This is a genomic window from Paraburkholderia dipogonis (assembly GCF_046027395.1).
In the GTDB taxonomy this organism is placed as follows: domain Bacteria; phylum Pseudomonadota; class Gammaproteobacteria; order Burkholderiales; family Burkholderiaceae; genus Paraburkholderia; species Paraburkholderia dipogonis_A.
The window spans coordinates 1-21,408 of sequence record NZ_JAQQEG010000045.1; the positions used below are offsets into that span (position 1 = coordinate 1).

Consider the following 21,408-nt stretch of genomic DNA (forward strand, 5'->3'; position numbering starts at 1 on the left):
CGGGCCCCCACCACCCGCCCCGCGCCCATGAAGATGGACGCGGGCCGTTTTCATTTCCACTCAGGACATCAGTTCGTCGTCGAGCGAGAATAGCTTGCGCAGATGGTGCGCGACACCCGCTTCGAAGTTGTTGCCGATGCGCGGCACGTTCGGCAGACGCGTCATGAGGTCGGGATTGGCGTTGTTCATCATGAACGGATGGCCGGCCGTTTCCAGCAGATCGATGTCGTTCATGTTGTCGCCGAAAGCGACGCATTGCGAAGCATCGACGCCGAGGCGCTCGAGCACGATCTGCAACGCGCGGCCCTTCGATACGTTCGCGGTCATCACTTCCAGACAGTCCGGCAGCGAATAGGTCACGTACAGGGCGTCGCCGAATTCGCGCGCGAGATTCGCCGCGACCAGCGCGAGGTCGGCAGGCTCGCCGATGTAGAGGGCCTTCGCGATGTCGACGCCATCGTGTTTCGGCAAATCGGTCACCTCATAGGTGAAGCCCGAATCCTGGTGAAACTTCAGCAGATCCGGTGCGTCGCGGTCGATCAGCCACGCCTGATCGGCGAACAGGTTGACGATCACGCGGCCATGCGTGCCGGCGATTTCCGGCTGCACCAGTCGTTGCACGATGGCCGGAGGCAGGTCGTCGGCGTGAATCACCGTGTTGTCCGGCGCGTGGATGCGCGCCCCGTTCGACGTAATCAGATACGGATTGATGCCCAGCACGTCGCGGATACCGGCGACATCGCAATAATGGCGGCCCGTTGCAATCACGAACCGGAGCCCGTCGTTTTCAAGTTTGCGCACGGTGGCGACCGTGAACGGGTCCACCTGGTGATCCGCGTTGAGCAGCGTGCCGTCGAGATCCGTGGCGATGACTTTATACATAGTGTGAGCAGGCAGGCGGCGTCGAAGCTGCGTATTTTACCGTTGCCCGCCGCCTTCGCCGGAACGCGCCGGCCATACCGACGATTTTCAGCCGTAATCGCACGATTCGCACGCGCCGCGACTCGCCGTTTTCAGCCGTCGACGCGGAGCGCTTCACGCTGCGCCAATCGCAATCCGCCGTGCGCGGAGTCTGCCAGCGGTTCGCGTAACCGCGCCTGATAGATCTGCGGCACGTACTCGCGCAACGGCGCGCCGAGGCCGCCGCACAACGCGACCGGCAGGCTCGCCGACGGGTCCAGCGCGGCGATCATCTTGCCCACTTCGACGCCGGCCTCGCCGAGCAAACGCGCCGCGAACGGATGCGTGCGGTAAGCGATAAGGATCGGCGCGAGCCTCGCATAAGCTGTCTGATTGGCTTCGCAGAGCCAGACGACGAGACTGTCGCGGTCGTGCGCGCCGGTGTGGGCGACCAGCGCCTGGGCCAGATCGTCGTGGGTGCCGCGACCGTCGAGCGCCTGCTGTGCATGCACGATGGCCCGCAATCCGAGCCACGCGCCGCTCGCTTCGTCGCCCGATGGAAAACCGTAGCCGCTCACGAGGCGGCATTCGCCGTCGCCATCCAGCACGGCCGCGACGCTGCCGGTGCCGAGCGCGACGATCACACCATGCGCGCCGCCGTGCGCGCCCAGCAAGGTGGTGTAGGCGTCGCTTTCCACGGCGAGTCCCGCGAGCGCGGGCGCTTGTGCGCGAAACGCGGCCAGCCAGTCGCGATTGTTGACGCCTGCCAATCCGCAGCCGAGCACGCAGCGCGACCAGTCCAGCGCCATGCCGGCACTTGCAAATGCTTCGCCGCAGCCGGCCGCGATGGCCTGCCACGCACGTTCGACGCCGAGTCCCAAACCCGACGGCCCGCTTGCCGCCTGCGCCAGCTCGCGGCCTTGCGCGTCGCCGAGCACGACCCGCGTGCCGCTGCCGCCGCCGTCAATGCCGATCAGAAAGAAGTCTTTGTTCATGGAATCGAGTGAGTTCCGTGGATGAATAACGCATAGCGTGGCAGGTCAGTTTCAATCCGGCAATTAGCCGAATGGCCAGCTTGCAGTGCGCACGGCTTCGGCTATGCTGGCGGGCGACATCACAACGCAGGAGCGCGACAGTGACACAGCGATGCAACTGGGTATCGAGCGAAGCGCTCGCACAGTATCACGACACCGAATGGGGCGTACCCTCGCGCGACGACCAGCATCTGTTCGAAATGCTCGTACTGGAAGGCACTCAGGCAGGTTTGTCGTGGTCGACGATTCTCAACAAACGGGCCGGCTATCGCCGCGCCTTTGCCGACTTCGATATCGACAAGGTCGCGCGGTTCACGCCGAAACACGTTGAAGCGCTGGTGAAGGACGAAAGTATCGTGCGTCACCGCGGCAAGATCGAAGCGGCCATTACCAACGCCCGCGCCGTCCAGCAGATTCAGGCGGAGCACGGCTCGCTCGCCAACTTCGTGTGGTCGTTCGTCGATCAGACGCCGATCCAGAATGACTGGGCTTCCTACAAGCAGGCGCCTGCGTCGACCGACGTTTCGGACGCGCTGAGCAAGGGGCTGAAGCGTTTCGGCTGCAAGTTCGTTGGCTCGACGATCTGTTATGCGTTCATGCAGGCGGTCGGCATGGTGAATGACCACGAGGCGAGTTGCATGTGCCGCGCGCGATGCGCGGCGCTCGGCAAGAAAGGACGTAATCGCAAAGCGGGCTGAGGCGACCCGGATTCACCAGCGCTTAGTGCCGCTGTTCTAACAAAGGACGGCAACCCAGGGAAACTCCCAAGTACCACAGCGCGTGTCCGGTCATTACCTCGCTGCACAAGGCCAGGAGGACGAGAACGTGACGCGCCACGACGCCGGATTCCTCCCGATGCGCCCATCCGGTAAAGCCCTGCTGCGCTTCCTGGGCATCTCGGTCGTTATACGGTTATGAGTTGCGGCAGTTGGCGAACCCATACGGCATGGGGAGCATCGCGGAAAACGAGCCAAACCCGGGAATTGGCGGCTTTTCGCCGTGCTAGTCCTGGCTTCGCCGAATGGAGCACGCCCGATACTGCCAGTCATGCGCTCAAATAACGAATAACCGCTGCGTAACGCGTGGGAGACCAACCATGAAAACGCTCAACTTCCTGACGCATCAGGAGATTTTCGACCAGGCCGTGGGGCACTTGTTGGGCCAGAAGCGCGCCGCGCTGCTGCCGCGCGGCGGCGGCGCTTATCGCGGCTATTGCGGCGGCTGCCCGGTCGGCAGCTTCATCAAGCCGCGCGACTACATGACGGCGATGGAAGGCATTCCAGTGCGCTTCATCGGCAAAACGCCTGCTGAGATGCCCGCGTATATGGACGTCGGCGTGTCCGCGCTGAAGAAGGCGCTGCTGCGCTCGCGCATCAACGTGTACGACGCGGCCACCGTCGACCTGCTTAGTTGCCTGCAAAACGTACACGACGTATTCGGCACCTGGGAATGGCTTGAGCGTCTGGCCTCGATCGCCCGCCAGTTCAGCCTGTCCGCTGAACGGCTGAAGAGCGCGGCGTAAGCAGGACACAACTCGCCAAGATATCACTGCGGCGGCGCACTCCGGTGTCGCTACGCGCACCGTCAATCTTCCACTCACCGCGCCCCAAGGCGCGCAGCCCGCATTGGCCTGAGCGCCCACCTGAAGCGCCAAAAGCAAAACGGCGGTGTGGCTTCTTTCGAAGCTCACACCGCCGTTCGGCCGTGCGGAAAAGGCGTGCTTAGTGCAGCTTTTTCGGCAGCATCTGGCTGCGCAGGCGCTTGTGCAGGCGCTTCACAGCAGCAGCCTTCTTGCGCTTACGTGCCGTGGTCGGCTTTTCGTACGATTGGCGCTCACGCAGTTCAGCGATCAGGCCATTCTTTTCGATTGCGCGACGAAAGCGGCGAATCGCCACTTCGAACGGCTCGTTTTCTTTCAGAAGAATCGTCGTCATTTAATTCCTAACTCAATCACTTGATAGGGGTAAATTGCGTGGCGGCATACCGCTCACGCGCCGGCCCTCCGGTCGTTACGATTCATGGCCAGTAACAGGCAAACGCGGGCAGAACCCGGCCAAACCACGAATGAAACGAGAGGCAATGCGGCCACGGAGGCCGGAAAAGAGAGGTGGGGAGTTCACCGCGGAACGCGGACAGACATCATGCAAAAGCCGCGTCTGCTGCTGTTTCGCCAACCTTTCATCAACGAAAAGCATTGACGAAACAGGCAAAGATCTCAATTCACTCCCGATGATATCAGGAAACTCTCCATCCTACCAGGGGTTTAGGGATTGCGCCAGGTCACCGGTTGCGCGTCAGGCGCTCGCTTCATCCAGTTCGCGGAGATCGGCGCCCGTTAGCATCAGATGGACGGACGCCGCGAGGCTTTTGAGCTGGTCGACCGATGTCGCGCTGGCAATCGGGGCCGTAACACTGGGCCGCGCGATCAACCAAGCCAGAGCGACGGTGGCCGGCGTGCTGCCATGCGCGTCGGCAACCCGGTCTAGCGCGGCGAGAATTCGCAAACCGCGTTCATTCAGATATTTTTCGACCCGGCTGCCGCGCGCCTTATTGGCCAGATCCGCCTGCGAGCGGTATTTACCGGACAGAAAGCCGCTCGCCAGACTGTAGTACACCACCACGCCGAGCTGATTGGCGAGCGCCACCGCTTCGATATCGCGTTCATATTCCGCGCGGTCATACAGGTTGTACTCCGGCTGCAGCAGTTGATATTCGGGCAAGCCGTGCTGGCGGGAGACGGCGAGCGCCTCCTCGATCCTTGCGCCGCTGTAATTCGAAGCGCCGATCACCCGCACCTTGCCCGCCTCGATCAGCTTCTGATACGCGCCGAGGGTTTCGGCGAGCGGCGTTTCGGTGTCGTCGTCGTGAGAAAAATAGACGTCGATGTAATCGGTTTGCAAGCGCCTCAGCGAATCCTCGACCGCCGCCTGAATGTTGGCCGCCGACAGCCCCTTGCGTTGCGGATGCTTCGAGACCTTGGTGGCGAGCACGATCTTGTCGCGCTTGCCGCTCTGACGGAACCACTTGCCGATGATGCTCTCCGATTCGCCGCCCTGGTTGCCGGGCACCCACGCGGAATAGACATCGGCGGTATCGATAAAGTCGAGACCGGCATCGACAAACGCATCCAGAATCGAAAACGAGGTGGCTTCGTCGGCGGTCCAGCCGAAAACATTGCCGCCGAACATAAGCGGCGCGACCTGTAATTCCGAACGCCCAATCCTGCGCTTTTGCATGATTTCTCCAAGGTTTGTCGCAAGAGAAAAAGAGAATACGCCGTCTTTTCAATACCTGCAGTGAGTCCGCCGAGCAAGGCTGCAAGCGGCTTTCAGCGGCATTGCAATAAACCCGCATGGAAAACGTCTGGCGCGCCATTGCACAAAGTTCCTCAAGTTTTTTTTAGGGACGCCGTCAACCTTCACTGAGGCGGCCAGCAATGAACGAGTGCTTCCGCCGATGCCAACGTGGCGTATTGGGCTCAAGGCTTATTTAGGAGATTTTCCATGCTCGGAATCAATAGCAACATCAACTCGCTGGTTGCACAGCAAAACCTTAATGGCTCGCAAAGCGCCCTTTCGCAAGCCATCACCCGTCTGTCGTCGGGCAAGCGCATCAACAGCGCGGCTGACGATGCAGCAGGCCTGGCAATCTCGACGCGTATGCAAACGCAGATCAACGGCCTGAACCAAGGCGTGTCGAATGCGAATGACGGCGTGTCGATGATTCAAACCGCATCGAGCGCACTGTCCTCGCTGACCTCCAGCCTGCAACGTATCCGCCAGCTGGCCGTGCAAGCATCGACCGGTTCGCTGTCGTCGAGCGACCAGGCAGCGCTGCAGAAGGAAGTGTCGGCGCAGATCGCTGAAGTGAACCGTATCGCGTCGCAAACGACGTACAACGGCACGAACATTCTGGACGGCTCGGCAGGCAGCGTGACGTTCCAGGTCGGCGCGAACGTCGGTCAGACGATCAGCCTGGATCTGAGCCAATCGATGTCGGCAGCGAAGATCGGTGGCGGTCTGGTGCAAACGGGTCAAACGGTCGGCACGATCGCGGTCAGCCTGTCGGCGACCGGCACGTACACCAGCACGGGCGCGACGATCACGTCGGTCAACGTTCTGTCGGACGGCAAGGGCGGCTATACCTTCACGGACCAGAACAACACCGCCATCACGTCGGGCGTTGCAAACGCAATCTTCAGCGCAGGCACGGGCGCGGGCTCCGGCACGGCCATCACCAGCCTCGCCATCAGCACGGCAGCTCTGCCGACGACCGGCGCAGCTTCCGGGGCCGCCATCGCCGCCGTCAATCAGATCAACGCGATCAACGCGCCGCCGACGGTTTCGGGCCTCGACATCAGCACGGTCACGGGCGCGAACGAAGCGATGGTCTCGATCGACAATGCACTGCAGACCGTGAATACGCTGCAAGCTGCACTCGGCGCCGCGCAAAACCGCTTCACGGCAATCTCGACGTCGCAGCAAGCTGAATCGACCGACCTGTCGTCGGCACAATCGCAAATCACGGACGCCAACTTCGCACAAGAAACGGCGAACCTGAGCAAGGCGCAAGTGCTGCAACAAGCTGGTATCTCGGTGTTGGCGCAAGCTAACTCGAACCCGCAGCAAGTTCTGAAGCTCCTGCAGTAAGAGCTGACGCGGTAACGGCGATGCGCCGCGCGCAAGCAAGGCGCATCGCCGGGTTTCAAACGACGGGAGGCATGCCTCCCGCTGTGCATTTCCGTCCCTTAGTGATGTAGCATCGCGCACCACCTAATACAGATTTCCAGACGCCCGGAGCCTCTGCATGTCCTCGATCTCAACCTCGTCTTCTACAGCTAGCGCCAACGCCGCGCTGCAGTCGGCTGCTCAATCGATCATCAGCGGCTCGACGGGCAATTCGTCGATGGACGTGTCGACACTCGTCACGGCACTCGTGAACGCAAAGGTCGCCGGGCAAACCTCAGCTCTGGCGGCACAACAAACCACCGACAACACCACGCTGTCGGCGTACGGCGCATTGAGCTCCGCGCTCAGCGCACTGCAGTCGGGCATCACGAATCTCGCCAACGGCAACACGCTGGCGACGTTCGCGGCAACCGCGAGCGGCACCGGGCTGACCGCGACAGCGGGCGTCGGCGCCGTGGCAGGCAGCTATTCGATCGCCGTGACCCAGATCGCCAGCTCGCAAGCCCTGTCGTCGTCGGCCTTCGGCGCCACGACGCAACTGGGCACCGGCACGCTGTCAATTTCGATGAACGGCAAGTCGATGGATATCAACGTCGACAGCACCAACAACACGCTCTCGGGCATCGCTTCGGCGATCAACGCCAGCAGCAGCAACCCCGGCGTCACCGCGACGATCGTGACCGGCACGGACGGCGCCCACCTCGTGCTGCGCGCGGCGAACACGGGGGCGGCCAACGTCATCAACGTCTCGACCAGCAACATCACCAGCGACACCGGCCTGTCGAGCCTCGGCGTGACGTCGACCGCCAGCACCACGGGCGGCCAGTCGACCATTACGTCGGCCAATTCGGGCAGCGCCTGGACGCAGAGCGGCTTCGCACAGGACGCGGAGTACACGATCGGCGGAATCGCGGGCAGCAGCGCCAGCAACGCGGTGACCGGCGCCATTTCAGGCGTGACGATCAACCTGACGGCGGCGGCCGTGGGCACGCCCGCGGGCACCCCGCAGACGCTGACCATCGCGCAGGACACCACCGCGCAGAACACCGCGATCAACAATTTCGTGAGCCTGTACAACACCGTCGTCACGACGATGTCCACGCTCACGTCGTTCAGCTCCGGCTCGACATCGCAAGGGCCGCTCCTCGGCGACTCCACGCTGCAGACCATCAAGAACACGCTGGCCAATATTATCGGCGGCTCGGTTGGCTCGGGCAGCACCGGCACCACGCTGGCGGCGATCGGCATCACGCTGAAGGACGATCCGGCAGACGGCACGATGGTGGTCGACAACACCGCGCTGAACACCGCGCTGACGAGCAGCCCGGCCACGGTCGCGTCGCTCTTCAACTCGACCAACGGCATTGCCGAGCAGTTGAATGCCAGCATCACCACATTCACGCAGACCGGCGGCATCATCGACACGCGCAACACCGCGCTGAACGCCGACCTGAAGAGCATCACCACGCAACAAACCGCGCTCGCCGACTACACGACGCAATTGACCAATCAGTATCAGGCGCAATTCACCGCCCTGAACACGCTGATGGCGACCATGAACAACAATTCGCAATACCTGACCGCGCTGTTCGGTGGCACCAACAGCGCGGGCGCGCTGGCCACGAACAAGAGCTAAGCCATGAACCCGCACAACATGAACCAGACGGAATTGATCGAACGCGTGCTGTCGATCACGCGGCAAATCGAGCGGGCCGCCTCGCTGGCGGACTGGCCGGAAGCTGCCCGCCTGACTGAAACCCGCTCGCCGCTGCTGATGTCGCTCACCGCGGATCAGGAACCGGCCGCACTGGACATGATCCGCCAGATCCAGGCGATCGACGCGGCGCTGCTCGCGGACGCGGCAGTCACCCAGAACGAATTGCATATCGAGTTCGAAGCGGCGATCGGGCGCACCAAGGCCGCCGGTGAATACCAGCGGATGGCACGCCTCTAAAAAATTACCCGGAGCGGAGCCGCGCAAGGCGACATCCGCTCCCAAACAGCCGGTTCATCCGGCCGACCGAATAATAAGAACTACGTGCCGAAGTGAGGCGCGCTCGTTCCCTCAGCCCGCCTCGTGCGGGCTTTTTTCTTGCCTTCCGGCTTTCCGCCCTCCTTCCTCCATACGCTAAACAGGCGGCCTTTTTACCGTCATCTCCGCGCATCGGAAAGACCCGCCTCGTCGCACAATTTCTCCATAGAACATTTTGCGCCGAGACCATGACTCTCCTGTACGAGCAGCCGCCTGCTGAACCCCTGACGCCCGAACAACAACTCGATCAGGACATTGCGCTCGTGTTGCAGACGGCGCTCGACCATCACCACAAGGGCGAATTCGACGACGCGCAAGCGCTGTATCGGGCCATTCTCGACGCGAAGCCGAAGCACGCCGACGTGCTGTACAACCTCGGCGTGCTGCTCAGCCAGACCGAACGTACGACAGAAGCCCTGCCGCTCTTCGAGCAGTGCCTGGGATTGCATCCGCACAATGGCCAATACTGGGCCGCTTACATCAGCGCCCTGATCGACGCCGGCGAAACCGCTGCGGCGTGGCTGGCGCTCGAAATGGGCCAGAAGCAAGGCTTGAAGGGACCGGCAGTGGACGGCCTGATCGTGCGCATGGCCAACCCCGGCAAAGTCATCCAAACCGTGCCGGTTGCGACGCAGAAGCCGCAGGCTCAGCCTGCCGCCGAAACAGACGCATTGCCGGCCGCGGAAAGCACGCGCACGACCATCGCGTCGGGCCGCCGGATCAGTCAGCAGGAAACCAACCGTTACACGGCGCTCTACAACAAAGGCAATGTCGTCGAGGCGGTGAAACTCGCCCGCTCCCTGACGCAGCGCTTCCCCGCCGACGGCAACTCGTGGCGCTGGCTCGGCATCGCGTTGCACCGTCTGGGCTGTTATGACGAAGCGCTTGCCCCGCTGCGCAAAGCCGCTGAACTGATTCCCGAGGAACTCGAAAGCCGCACTGTGCTGGCCGATACGCTGCGCCTGAAAGGCTTGCACGCGGAAACCGAGCAGGAATGCCGCGCGATCCTCGCGATCAATCCGGACTACGCCGAAGCGCAGCGCATCTTCGGCATGTCGCTGGTTCACCAGGGACGCGTGGCCGAAGGTCTGGCCGCGGCACGGCGCGCGATCGAACTGGCGCCGGACACGTCCGGCATGCACAACACGCTCGGCGTGCTGTTGCTCGATCTGGGCATGGTGAGCGAGGCTGAAGAAAACTTTCGCGTCGCGCTGGAGAAAGAACCAAAAGATGCGATCGCGGCGGACAACTATCTGTTTTCGCTCACTCACAATCCCGCGGTCAAGCAGGACACGCTGTTCGCCGAACACGTCAAATTCGCTCAACAGCACGAAGCGCCGGTGCGCGCGCAATGGCCGCGCCATGTGAACAAGCGCACGCCAAACCGCAAGCTGAAAATCGGCCTCGTTTCCGGCGACTTGTTCCGTCACGCGGTTGCCTCCTATCTGCTGCCGATCATGGAGCGCCTTGCGACCGATCCGGGTGTCTCGCTTCACGTGTACAACAACCACATCGCGGTAGACGACTACACCCATCTGCTGCGCAAATGCGCGCATGAGTGGCATCAGGTCACCGGCATCCCCGACGCGCAGTTGGCGAACCGGATCCGCGACGACAGAATCGACATTCTGTTCGACCTGTCCGGCCATACGGGCCGCAACCGCCTTCTCACGTTCGCGCGCAAGCCCGCGCCGATCCAGGTCAGCTGGCTCGGCTATCCCGCCACGACCGGGCTAAGTGCGATGGACTATTACCTCGTGGACCGATTCGGCGTGCCGTTCGGCCCGGCGGAGCAAATGTTCTCCGAAAAGATCGTGCATTTGCCAGCGAACGCGCCCTTCCTGCCAGAAGAAAGCGCGCCGCCGGTCAACATCCTGCCGGCCATGCACAACGGCTATGTGACGTTCGGCAGCTTCAACCGCCTCAACAAACTGCGTCCCGACGTGATCGCGCTTTGGGCGGAATTGCTGCACGCGCAACCGTCGTCGCGAATGTTGCTGGGCGCGATTGCAACCGACGAGGATGAACAGCTTCTGATCGACTGGTTTGCCAACGCAGGCATCTCGCGCGAGCGCCTGATGTTCCGCCGCCGTTCGAGTATTCCGGTCTACCTGCAACAGCATTTTCACGTCGACATCTGCCTCGATACGTTCCCGTACACGGGCTCGACCACCGTGCTGAACTCATTGTGGATGGGCGTGCCGACCTTGACGATTGCAGGCGACACGTTGCCCAGCCGCGCAGGCACCACCTGGATGTCGCATGTCGGGCTGGAACAGTTTCTCGCCACGGACAAGGCGGATTTCGTCGCCAAGGGTGTCGCGTTGTCCTCCGATATCGCCACGCTCGCCGCGCTGCGCACGGGCTTGCGCGAACGCTGCATGGCGTCGGCGGCATTCCGGCCTGAGGTGGTCGCCGCAGGTTTGTCGCGCGCGTTGCGAATCATGTGGCAACGCTGGTGCGACGATCAGCCGCCCGTCGCATTCGAAGTCACGGCGGACGAAGCCATTGCCGCCACGGACGACACCACCGCGCCGTCCAAATCAGGGGAAAAGAAATGAACGCTGCCTTACCGCTTGGGGCCATCGCGCCGCAGATCGACGAGCGCATTTACGTTACCCAGCCGCATCTCCCGCCGCTCGAAGAATTCATTCCCTATCTTCAACAGATCTGGGACAGCAAGATCCTGACCAATGCCGGTCCGTTTCACCAACAGTTCGAAGCGGCGCTGTGCAAGTACCTCGGCGTCAAGCATCTTGCGCTGTTCACCAACGGCACGCTGGCGCTGCTCACCGCGCTGCAGGCGTTGCGCGTGACCGGCGAAGTGATCACGACACCCTATTCGTTCGTTGCCACTGCGCACTCGCTGGTTTGGAACGGCATCAAGCCGGTATTCGCCGACGTCGATCCGCACACGCTGAATCTCGACCCCGCCAGTATCGAGGCGGCGATCACGCCGCAGACCACCGCGATCATGCCGGTGCATTGCTACGGCAAGCCGTGCGACGTCGAAGCGATCCAGAAGATCGCCGACAACTACAATCTGAAGGTGATCTACGACGCGGCCCATGCTTTCGGCGTGCAGACCGAAACCGGCAGCGTGCTCGAGCACGGCGATCTCGCCGTGCTGAGCTTCCACGCGACCAAGGTTTTCAACACGTTCGAAGGCGGCGCGATCATCTGTCAGGATGCCAAGACAAAGCAGCGCATCGACCATCTGAAGAACTTCGGTTTCGTCGATGAAGTGACCGTGGTTGCTTCCGGCATCAACGGCAAGATGAGCGAGATCAACGCGGCATTCGGCTTGCTGCAACTGCAGCACATCGACGAAGCGCTGGCACGGCGCGCGCGGATCGATGCGATCTACCGCGAACGGCTGCGCGACGTACGCGGTATCAGCTGCGTGCCGAAAGCGGGCGAGAAAGTGGCGAACCACTCGTACTTTCCAATTCTCGTCGGCCCGGACTACCCGATCAGCCGCGACGCGCTGTATCAGAAGTTCCGCGACGAGAACATTTACGCGCGCCGCTATTTCTATCCGCTGATCTCGGACTTTCCGATCTATCGCGGCCTGCCTTCCGCGCGCCCCGAAAATCTGCCGGTCGCGCACGCCGCCTCGCAACAGATTCTGTGCCTGCCGATTTTCCCGGCATTGACGGACGATATGCTCGATCGCATCGTCGGGATCATCGCGGGTAGCTGAACGTCATGAAGCTCGCGATCATGCAGCCCTACCTGTTTCCGTACATCGGATATTTCCAACTGGCGGCGGCAGTCGACAAGTTCGTCTTCTACGACGATGTGAACTTCATCAAGAATGGCTGGATCAACCGCAACCGGATGTTACTGGGCGACCAGGTGCGTTATCTCACCGTGCCGCTCAGCGGTGCGAGCCCTTCGTTGAAGATCAACGAGGTACGGGTCGAACCGCGCGAGCGCTGGTTACGCAAGCTGCTCGAATCGATTCGGCATGCGTATGCCAAAGCGCCTCACTACCCGCAGGTCAGCGCGCTGATCGGACGGATCCTGACCGAGCCTCTCGCACCTGTTTCGCTGCTCGCGTCGCACACTGTCATGGAAATCTGCAAGTACCTCGAGATCGATACCGAGTTCGTCCCATCTTCGACGAAGTACGGCAATGCGCAACTCAAGGGCACCGAGCGGGTCATCGACATCTGCGCGAGAGAGCAGGCGAGCACCTATGTGAATCTGCCGGGTGGCCGCGCACTTTACGATAGCGTGGCATTCTTGGCGCGCGGCGTGGAACTCGCCTTCATCGAACCGAATCTGCGTCCCTATGCGCAGTTCGACGACGCTTTTCACCCCGCCTTATCGATTCTCGACGTCCTGATGTTCAATAGCAAAAACAGCGTCAGGGATATGCTGTCCGTCGAGGTGAACGCATGATCCCGCGCGAGCCGCGCGCAGTCGGCGGTTATTTCGAACTCGAACTTCCACGTGCCGGAGCGACGCTTCACGACGACGCGCTGCGTTTTCAGTCGTCGCGAGCCGCGTTTCTTGCATTGCTTCGGGCGATGCGACCGACTGCCGTCTGGCTGCCCTGGTACATTTGCGACGCGATGATCGAGCCTCTTCGCATGACCGGCACGCCGGTCAAACGCTATCGGCTCGACGCCGAACTGCGCGTGCAGTCTGTCGATATCGCGCACGGCGAGTGGCTCGTTTACGTCAACTATTTCGGCTTGTGCGCTCAACAGGTCGACGACGTGCTGAGCCGGTTCCCACGCGAGCGCGTCGTGATCGACAACGCGCAGGCGTTGTTCGCGCACTCCACCGATTGCCTCGCCACGCTGTACTCGCCGCGCAAATTCGTTGGCGTGCCGGATGGCGGATACCTCGTCACTCGGCAGCCGATCGCGATGCCGGAAGCGACCGACGATGCCTCGTTGCTGCGCTGCGCGCATCTGCTGACCCGGCTCGCGAAAGACGCGGAAGCCGGTTACGCCGACTACGCCGCGGCCGAAGAAAGCCTGAAACACCAGCAGCCATTGCGCATGTCGGCACTGACTGAACGGCTGCTCGCCGGCGTCGACTACGAAAGCATGCGCGCACGGCGAGTCGAAAATTTCGCCTATCTGCACGAGAAATTGCAGCGCTACAACCGCTTCACGTTTCATTACGACGAAGATGCGGTGCCGCTCTGCTACCCGTTTTTCGGCGCGCCGCCTGGCGTGCGCGAGGCCCTTCGAGCGCAACGCATCTATACGCCCACTTACTGGCCCGATGTCGCAACCGCCGAAGGCTCGCCGGACTTCGAACGCAATCTTCCTGACTCGACCTTGTGCCTTCCGTGCGATCAGCGGCTGACGCGCAACCATCTGGCGCCGATGGTGCAACATCTACTGGACCGACTCGCATGAGCGACAACGCGATATTCCTGCGCGAGATCGAACGCGGCGACCTGCCGACCATCAATACATGGCGCGCCGACAAGGCGCTGGTCAGCCTGTTGGGCGGCGCCTTCCGGTATGTGGGCACCGAGATCGACAATAAATGGTTCGATAGCTATCTCGGCTCCCGGGCGAATAACGTGCGTCTCGCCGTGTGCCTCGCGTCTAACCAGGAAGTGGTCGGCGTGACGTATCTGCTAGGCGTCGACTGGGTGAACCGTTGTGCGGAGTTCTCGATTCAGATCGGCGCCGAGACGGCGCGCGGGCGGGGCATCGGCGAGGCCGCCACGCGCCAGACGCTCGCACACGCATTCGGCGACCTCAACCTCAACCGTATTTCGCTGACCGTGCTCGCGTCCAATGCGCGCGCCATCGCGCTCTACGAGAAAGTGGGCTTTCGCGCTGAAGGTCTTTTACGCCAGGCCGCCTTCAAAGGCGGCCGCTATCTCGACGTCATGCCGATGGCCATCCTCGCCGCTGATCGACACTGAGCCTTTTACTTTTGCCGTTGCCTCGCTCTACTCATGAACACGACTGACGCTCGACATCACACTGAGCTCGCTACGGCGGGCTGGACGGTGCTTCCCGGACTGATTCACGCTGAATTGCTCGATTCGCTGGTGAAGGCGCTTGGTCCTTCGCTCGCGTTGCGCGACCAGATCAGGCAACGCAATGGCGTGCTGGAAAACAGCGCCGGCACCTTGCATCATCTGCTGATGGATGACCCGTGCTACGTCGAATTGCTAGCAGAACTCTCAGCGCTGGAGCCGGTTTTCAAGGGATACTTTGAGGGCAACTTCGTTCTGAATTCGTACGGCGGCGTGATCAACGAGCGCGACTCGCGCTCTTACGTGCAGAACGTGCATCGCGATATCCGCTTCGGCTCCGACACGCGGCGCTTCATGGTGAACGCGCTGGTGATGCTCGACGATTTCACGCTGGACAATGGCGCGACGCATATTCTTTCGCACTCGCAGAACCTCCAGCAGCAGCCCACCGACGAGCAGTTCTACGCGCAGGCGTCGCGCGCGACCGGCGAGCGCGGCTCGGTTCTGCTGTTCGACTCACGCATGTGGCACGCCACCGGCCGTAACACCACCGATGCGCCGCGCCGTGCGCTGACACTGACATTCACCAGCCCCTTCTTCAAGCCGCAGCTCGACTACGCGCGGCTGTTCGGATACCGCAATCTCGACCGCTGCAACGCATGGATGCGCCAGGTGCTCGGCTTCAACGCCCGGGTGCCGGAGTCGCTCGATGAGTTTTACGTGCCGGTGGAGCAGCGGTTCTATCAACGCGGACAGGATTGACGATCATGAACAGAGACTACGACGCGGAAGCGAAAGATCATCCCGAACATCGCTACGCTTATGACTTCGATTATCTGATGCATGAATACATGCTTCGGACATTCGCACCGTTCCTCGTCAGCGGCAACGCGCTCGAACTGGGGTGCTTCGAAGGCAACTTTACGCGACTCCTGACGCAGCGCTTCGATTCACTGGAAGTGGTCGAGGCATCGGCAGACTGCATTGCCATTGCGTCGGATAAGACGAAAGGCGCCGTCAAATTCCATCACTCGACGTTCGAGACTTTCGAGCCCGCGCGACGCTACGACAACATCTTCCTGATTCATACACTCGAACACCTCGATCATCCGGTCGAAGTCCTGAGCCGGATCGGCAGTTGGCTATCGAAAGGTGGCCGCCTGTTCGTGGCTGCGCCGAATGCGCGCGCCGGGTCCCGCCAAATCGCGGTCAACATGGGGCTGATCGACCATCACGCGGCCGTGACGGCGGCTGAAGCCGCACACGGTCATCGCGTGACGTATTCGATCGATACACTGCGAGCCGATCTGCGTGCGGCAAAGCTTCGCCCGGTCACCGAAGGCGGGGTCTTTTTCAAGGGTCTCGCCAACTTCCAGATCGATGCCGCACTACAGGCCGGCATCATATCCAGAGAGTATCTGGATGGCTGTTTTGAGCTCGGGCGTGTCTATCCCGACTTGTGCTCCAGCGTATACGCGATCTGCGAGCGCGGCACGGACGCCTGATCGATTTCGGTCCGCCTGCGAAGGGCATCCCACGGATGTCCCTTCGCATCCCCACGTTGCCGTTGTTCCGCGCGAGCCCGCCTCATGCTCGCCTGCAAGTGAGCGCCTCACGCCTCGCGAGCGGCAGCATTACTGAAAGGTCGCATTGACCGACAGCTGCACCGCATTGCCCTTCGGCCGGTTGCTGGTGTTGAATTCGTTGACCCAGCGCAGCGCAGCCGAAATGGGCGTTTTCTGGATCTTGCCCGACCAGGTGATCATCGGCCCGAGGCCAACGGAATGCCCCTGACTGCCGCCGACGACGTCCGCAATGCCGCCGCTGTCATGGCCGATCTGCTGGATATAGCCGCCCACCACGCCGACGCCCCAGCCGTTGCTGAAGCGCTTGAGCGCGAGCAGATCGAGCACGCTGACCGGCGCGTTGTGATAGTGGGTGTCGTTATTGGGCGTGTAGAACTCGAGGCCGTAATTCAACGACAGTTCGATGTTCTCCTTCGGCAGCAATTTCGTGTAGGCGACAGTCGGCGTGAAGGTCCACGTGTTCTGTCCGGCATTGGCTAGCCGGTTCGGGTTGTACGCACCGGTCGGTGCATAGATCTGCACGCTCAACGCTACATGGTCGGTCTTGGTCAGGTGATAGCCGGCAATGACCGGCGTAAAAAAGAAATCGGCAAACTGCGTGCCGTGGTCGTCCGGCAAGCGACCATGAAACGACGAGATGTTGGTGTACTGAACCGGCACCCCGAACGATGACGCAAAGTTCCAGCCGCCCACCGTGATCCCCCACGTCTTGACCGCGGCGAGGATGGTGTATTCGGCCGTCGCATTGACGCCGGCCGTCACCTGTCCGGCGATGGGAATCGACTTGCTCGCGCCGAGCGAGCCTTCGTAATAGATCGTGGCGGCTGACACGATCCAGTCGCTGGTGGGCGGCACGATGCCGCCGTACGGCGTCACCTGCTGGCCGGTGATCGGACGGCCTATGCCGCCTTCCGTCGCCCACGCCGTTTGGGAGAAACTCACGCCGACGGTGGTCAGAAGCGCGCCCCTGCACAATCCGGCGACGAGCCGCCTGGCTGCGAAGAAACAGTTAGGTTGACTCATAATCGTCCTCATCGAATAGAAGTTCGGCATTCTCACTCCTGCGGAACCGCATCTGGGCGGGCTGCGTCGGCAAGCCGCACTGCGCGCGTGCGCGCAGGCGTCAGGCTCCGCGCACGATTGGCGGCGGCGTCCAGTTGCCATCCAGCAGCGCTTGCTGCGGCCAGTAGCCGCGCAAGTACAGGGAGAACGCCTCGTTGGCCGGCGCCGGCAGCCAATTGGCGAATTTGTCGTCGCTGGGTCTCGCGTGTTGCACGTGGAGCGTAAGCGAGCCGTCTGCGTCGAACTTCAGGCCTTTGTTCTTTGTGCCGAGCGTGTGGCGGTTTTGTGGGTTGAGTGAAAGAAAGTGGTGCGAGTCATACAACGTCAGCGACCAGAAGCCTTTGACAGGCGGCAACCGGTCTTTATGGAAGGTCACAGTGTAGCGCCCACTGCCATCAAGACATTGGCCCAATGCATCGGTATCCGAATAAAAACACTTTATCTCGTTGGCCTTGTTGACAAAGATGTGCGACGCCGCTATTGCCGTTCGCGAGTAGTAATCCACCCCAAAGACCGCACCGTTGCTGAAGGTGTTCCAGTTTCCCGGAAGCCGCTTGCCGAACAGATTGAAGTTGGAGAGCGGTGCGATCAGATCCGCTTCGGCTCTCGCCGCTTCCTCGACGACGGCGCTCCTGAGTGCCCCGTCACGGCGCGCGGCGGCGATCAGCACGCGCGCCTGCGCATAGAGCGCCTCTTCGCCATGCTGCGGCGGCGCTTCGTCGAGCACGGCTGGCAGTATGTCCCAGAAGTGGTTCGGATCGACCCATTTGGTCTCTTCAGCGCTTGCGTGCGTCGCGCTACGGGCCGCGCTGAAACCGGGCAATGTTGACCAGTCGGTTTCCTTGAACTCGCCGTCGTATTCCGCGAGCGGATACAGGCCGATTCTGCTGATCAGCGATTGCACCGCGGCGCGATCTTCCGGCGTGTCGTCCATGAACACGCGCGGAATCAACATGCCTATTGCGGTAGGTGAGCGGAACATCTGGCGGATGCCCTTCGGCGCCTGGCCGTGCCAGTCCGGGCCGGCCAATAGATAAAAGCCGGGCCGCGAGCCGTACATCTTGCCGAGGCTCGCGAAGCTGTCGGTACGCAGATCGACGGCCTGATAGACCCAGAAGCGTCTGCCGAAATCCGGTACCTGGACGATCGCCGGCGTGGTGCGCAGATCGAGCATCGCGCAACCGTCGACCCCATCGCGATTCGGGCAGGCGACGTGCCGCGTTTGCGGTTGAACATAATCGCGCAGCATCGCGAGGCGGTTGGGCGGCGCGACCGGCATGACGCCGCCGTTCAGCCCCGGCCGCGGCACCTGCTGCATCGCCAGCAATCGGCGGTAGACATTCACCAGCGGCCATGCCCAGAAGTAGGTCTGGCGCGCCACCAGGCGCGCGTATTCCTCGGAGATCGTGTCGCCCGCTACGGGACCGGGTACGGACGCCGCGCCGCCCGTTGCCGCAGACCACGGACGCTGCTGCGTCTTCGCAAGAATCGGCGCGGCGACCGATGCCAGCACGGCCGCCGTCACCCATGTCGCCGCCTTCCTGTGCATGTCGGTGTCCGGGTCGTCCATGCCCGCCTCAACGCTTCTGCGGTGTCGGAAACGTCCAGCTGCCGTCGAGCACGGTCTGGTCGGGGCCGTAGATCCGCATGATGAGGTCGTATGCGCCTACGGGCGCCGGCAGCCAGTTCGATGCCTTGTCCGCGCCCGGCGGCGTGTTCTGCACGTAGATATCGAGCGAGCCGTCCGCCCCGTATTTCAGCCCCCTGGTGCGATCGCCAATCGAGTAGCGATTAATCGAATTCGCGATCAGATGGCGTGCGGGCAGGTCGTACAGCGTCATCGACCAGAAGAACTTCGCGGGCGGCAGATTCTTTTTGTCGAAGTGCAGCACGTAAGGCTGCGAGCCGAGCAGCTGCTTGTGTTCCGGATTGACGTGGGTGCCGACATACACCGCTTCTTCCTTGGTGTTGCCGTAGATACCCATCGCAGCGGCGACCGCGCGCGTGGTGTAGTCGTCTTTCAACTCCGCCCGGCTGCCGAACAGGTTGAACGAGCTGGTGGTGTGTTTTTCGGCATCGGCCAGGGCGGCTTTGCCGTCGGCGACACCCGCTTCGAGCGCCGCGCGGGTTTCCGGCGGCAACGCAGCCGGATCGAACGGCGCGCCCGGCGCAATGCCGATCTTCGAGAAGCGCGCCATCAATTCCTTCTCCGTTGGCGCGGGCGGTTGTGTGAACCGCAGCAGGAAGTTCAGATAGGCGATGAAGTCGACTGAGGTCGCCTTCGCTTCATCCCACTTCGGAAAATCGAGCTTCGCGACGGGCGGCGGTGCAGCCGTATGCGCGAAGGCGGACAATGGCGTGAGCTTGTACTGCTTCTGGATCGCCTGAACGTTTTTGACGTCGCTCGCGCCGTTGAGCGCCGTGCGGCCGAGCGTCAGGATCAAGTCCGTCTCGGAACGGAACACCTTGTCGATGCCCTTGGGCGTGTCGCCGTGCCAGTTCGGTCCGGCGAACAGATAGTGGCCCGCGCCGTTGCCTGTGGTGCGCGAACCGACGTACGCGAAGTTGTACGTGAACAGGTCGATCCACTGGAACACGTAGTAACGCTCTTTAGGCACCGCGGGTACCGTCAGCACCCACGGTTCACGGCGCAGATCGAGCCACGCCCACGAGTACGGCGTGTCGTTGTTCGGCGTGACGATTTCCTTGTTCTCGGGACCGTACGGCTGCGAGTAATTGCGGAATTTTCCGAAGCCGCCCACGTACGACTTCGAAGTGGGATCGACCGCCTGCTGATAGAGCGTCTTGTAGTTGAACAGCATGGGGTAGGCGTACAGGTAGGCATCGCGTGCGATGCCGCGCGCCTCGTCTGGCGAGGCGGTCACCGCGGCGGCCGGCGCGTTCGTCTGCGCCGTCGCCGGCACGTACGGCAGCACAGCCAACGCCAATCCAGCGACGCATACCTGAATTCCCAGGCGTTTTGAAAACGTCATTGCGAGGCTCCCTCGAGTTCTCGTCTATTTGCCGAAGGTCATGTTCAGGCCAGCGAAAATCGTGAATTGCGGCACACCCGCGCCGGAATGCGCGACCGAGTACTGCGGTTCGATGAACGCGTTGTAGATCGTCGAACCGCCCTTCCATGCCTTGCCCGCGCCGAGGCCGACGGGGATGTAGTAGCTGCCGTGCTGCAGGTCGAAGGTCCACGTGCCGGTCGAACGGATGTACCAGCCGCCGGGCAGATTGAAGATGCCAAAGGGCTGCGCGGTCAGCGATTGCGTGGTGGGCCGGCTGCTTTGTCCGGCGAACGAGTGTTGCCACTGCACGAGGCCGCCGATCAGTCGCGCCCGGGTGGCGCTCACGGCGACAGCGGCAAGACCCGCCTGCCACTTGCCGGTACCGAGACTCGGATCGGTCGCAGTCGGCATGGTGACCAGCGGTCCCACGCCGAGTTGCACGCCGCCTTCCGAGAGCAGAAAGATGTCGAACAGATTGAGGTCGCCGAGACCGGTGTTGTAGCCGCCGCTCGGGTCGGGCCGCGTGCTGAGCGGCACCGTGCCGCGGAAGATCTGCGGCACGCCGATCAGGCTGTTCGGGCCGACCGGCACGGTAGGGCGAAGCAGCAGGTCGTTGGTGTGCGCGCTCGCGCCGAACACACTCGGCGTGTAGTAATTCTGGATGTTGAATGAGGCGGCGAGATTGAGCGGGTTATTGCTCTTATTGGCGTCGTCGGCGGATGCCTGAGCAAAGACTGGCGACGACACGAACGCGGCGACGCATAACGCCCCCGCCCCAACCGCGCAGCTGTAACCCATTATCGAGCCTCGTTTTATGGGTATTTCTTATCGGCGAGCGCCTGCCTTTGCCTGACGCAAAATCATTTCGCAGGAAGGGCGTTCGGGTGACCGATTCAAGTCGAATTCATTTGCGCGTGTTTGCGCATCCCGGCAGCCACGCGCAGCCGGACGCGATATCACGCAAATAACGCGCGCTATGTCACTTGAACAATCTGGAAAGGCGGCGCAGCTGGATATAGGACTTGCATGAGCGCTCCTTGAAACGAGAAACGCCGCATCAAACGAAGCATGCGGAAAGGAGAAGATTCACCACGCTGGCATCGTTAGGAATACTAGCAACGATTTCAGAAATC

General features: G+C 62.0%; 20 protein-coding genes. 12 read left to right on the forward strand and 8 right to left on the reverse strand.

What is annotated here, in order from left to right; translation table 11 throughout:
• Positions 1–60: 60 nt before the first annotated feature.
• Positions 61–882, reverse strand: coding sequence for a Cof-type HAD-IIB family hydrolase (locus PQR32_RS34395; protein ID WP_408237954.1), 822 nt, complete (start codon positions 880–882; stop codon positions 61–63).
• A gap of 131 nt (positions 883–1,013) precedes the next feature.
• A complete protein-coding gene (locus PQR32_RS34400) occupies positions 1,014–1,895 on the reverse strand; it encodes a glucosamine kinase nucleotide-binding domain-containing protein (RefSeq protein ID WP_408237957.1) in 882 nt (293 codons plus the stop codon).
• Positions 1,896–2,035: 140 nt separating this feature from the next.
• On the opposite strand from PQR32_RS34400, the gene PQR32_RS34405 reads away from it, so the two are divergent.
• Together PQR32_RS34405 and PQR32_RS34410 are read left to right on the forward strand one after the other, a co-directional pair.
• Complete coding sequence (locus PQR32_RS34405) at positions 2,036–2,632, forward strand: DNA-3-methyladenine glycosylase I (RefSeq protein ID WP_408237960.1); 597 nt, start codon at positions 2,036–2,038, stop codon at positions 2,630–2,632.
• A gap of 398 nt (positions 2,633–3,030) precedes the next feature.
• Complete coding sequence (locus PQR32_RS34410; RefSeq protein ID WP_408237963.1) at positions 3,031–3,456, forward strand: hypothetical protein; 426 nt, start codon at positions 3,031–3,033, stop codon at positions 3,454–3,456.
• A gap of 199 nt (positions 3,457–3,655) precedes the next feature.
• On the opposite strand, the gene rpsU is transcribed toward PQR32_RS34410, so the two are convergent.
• Both rpsU and PQR32_RS34420 read right to left on the reverse strand, forming a co-directional pair.
• Entirely contained in the window at positions 3,656–3,868 is a 213-nt protein-coding gene (gene rpsU / locus PQR32_RS34415) for a 30S ribosomal protein S21 (RefSeq protein WP_006050883.1), read from the reverse strand.
• A gap of 360 nt (positions 3,869–4,228) precedes the next feature.
• Entirely contained in the window at positions 4,229–5,170 is a 942-nt protein-coding gene (locus PQR32_RS34420; RefSeq protein WP_408237966.1) for an aldo/keto reductase, read from the reverse strand.
• A gap of 267 nt (positions 5,171–5,437) precedes the next feature.
• On the opposite strand from PQR32_RS34420, the gene PQR32_RS34425 reads away from it, so the two are divergent.
• The 10 genes from PQR32_RS34425 (at position 5,438) to PQR32_RS34470 (ending at position 16,118) form a co-directional block, all read left to right on the forward strand.
• Entirely contained in the window at positions 5,438–6,583 is a 1,146-nt protein-coding gene (locus PQR32_RS34425) for a flagellin (RefSeq protein WP_408237969.1), read from the forward strand.
• A 157-nt stretch (positions 6,584–6,740) separates the two neighbouring features.
• A complete protein-coding gene (gene fliD / locus PQR32_RS34430) occupies positions 6,741–8,258 on the forward strand; it encodes a flagellar filament capping protein FliD (RefSeq protein WP_408237972.1) in 1,518 nt (505 codons plus the stop codon).
• A 3-nt stretch (positions 8,259–8,261) separates the two neighbouring features.
• On the forward strand, positions 8,262–8,576 hold the full coding sequence (gene fliT, locus PQR32_RS34435; RefSeq protein WP_408237975.1) for a flagellar protein FliT: 315 nt from the start codon (positions 8,262–8,264) through the stop codon (positions 8,574–8,576).
• 266 nt (positions 8,577–8,842) lie between these two features.
• On the forward strand, positions 8,843–11,215 hold the full coding sequence (locus PQR32_RS34440; RefSeq protein ID WP_408237978.1) for a tetratricopeptide repeat protein: 2,373 nt from the start codon (positions 8,843–8,845) through the stop codon (positions 11,213–11,215).
• Entirely contained in the window at positions 11,212–12,357 is a 1,146-nt protein-coding gene (gene vioA / locus PQR32_RS34445) for a dTDP-4-amino-4,6-dideoxy-D-glucose aminotransferase VioA (RefSeq protein WP_408237981.1), read from the forward strand. Before PQR32_RS34440 ends, vioA begins: the two co-directional genes overlap by 4 nt.
• A gap of 5 nt (positions 12,358–12,362) precedes the next feature.
• Positions 12,363–13,061 carry a WbqC family protein gene (locus PQR32_RS34450; RefSeq protein ID WP_408237983.1) on the forward strand — a complete coding sequence of 233 codons (699 nt, stop codon included), beginning with the start codon at positions 12,363–12,365 and terminating at the stop codon, positions 13,059–13,061.
• A complete protein-coding gene (locus tag PQR32_RS34455; RefSeq protein WP_408237986.1) occupies positions 13,058–14,035 on the forward strand; it encodes a hypothetical protein in 978 nt (325 codons plus the stop codon). Before PQR32_RS34450 ends, PQR32_RS34455 begins: the two co-directional genes overlap by 4 nt.
• Positions 14,032–14,556 (forward strand): GNAT family N-acetyltransferase, encoded by a 525-nt coding sequence (locus PQR32_RS34460; RefSeq protein WP_408237989.1) that lies wholly within the window; start codon positions 14,032–14,034, stop codon positions 14,554–14,556. The genes PQR32_RS34455 and PQR32_RS34460 overlap by 4 nt, the downstream gene beginning before the upstream one ends.
• 33 nt (positions 14,557–14,589) lie before the next feature.
• Positions 14,590–15,375: a phytanoyl-CoA dioxygenase family protein gene (locus PQR32_RS34465; protein WP_408237992.1), complete on the forward strand. Its 786-nt coding sequence runs from the start codon at positions 14,590–14,592 to the stop codon at positions 15,373–15,375.
• Between the two features lie 5 nt (positions 15,376–15,380).
• Complete coding sequence (locus PQR32_RS34470) at positions 15,381–16,118, forward strand: class I SAM-dependent methyltransferase (protein ID WP_408237995.1); 738 nt, start codon at positions 15,381–15,383, stop codon at positions 16,116–16,118.
• 129 nt (positions 16,119–16,247) lie between these two features.
• Here the strand turns inward: PQR32_RS34470 and PQR32_RS34475 are convergent, their stop codons facing one another.
• From PQR32_RS34475 to PQR32_RS34490, 4 genes are all read right to left on the reverse strand, one after another.
• Entirely contained in the window at positions 16,248–17,222 is a 975-nt protein-coding gene (locus tag PQR32_RS34475; protein WP_408237998.1) for a SphA family protein, read from the reverse strand.
• A 100-nt stretch (positions 17,223–17,322) separates the two neighbouring features.
• On the reverse strand, positions 17,323–18,831 hold the full coding sequence (locus tag PQR32_RS34480) for a DUF1254 domain-containing protein (RefSeq protein ID WP_408238001.1): 1,509 nt from the start codon (positions 18,829–18,831) through the stop codon (positions 17,323–17,325).
• A 7-nt stretch (positions 18,832–18,838) separates the two neighbouring features.
• The gene (locus PQR32_RS34485; protein WP_408238004.1) at positions 18,839–20,254 is read right to left on the reverse strand and encodes a DUF1254 domain-containing protein; all 1,416 of its coding nucleotides are present in this window, start codon (positions 20,252–20,254) and stop codon (positions 18,839–18,841) included.
• A gap of 24 nt (positions 20,255–20,278) precedes the next feature.
• Positions 20,279–21,073, reverse strand: a complete 795-nt coding sequence (locus PQR32_RS34490) for a hypothetical protein (RefSeq protein ID WP_408238007.1) — start codon at positions 21,071–21,073, stop codon at positions 20,279–20,281.
• Between the last annotated feature and the right edge of the window lie 335 nt (positions 21,074–21,408).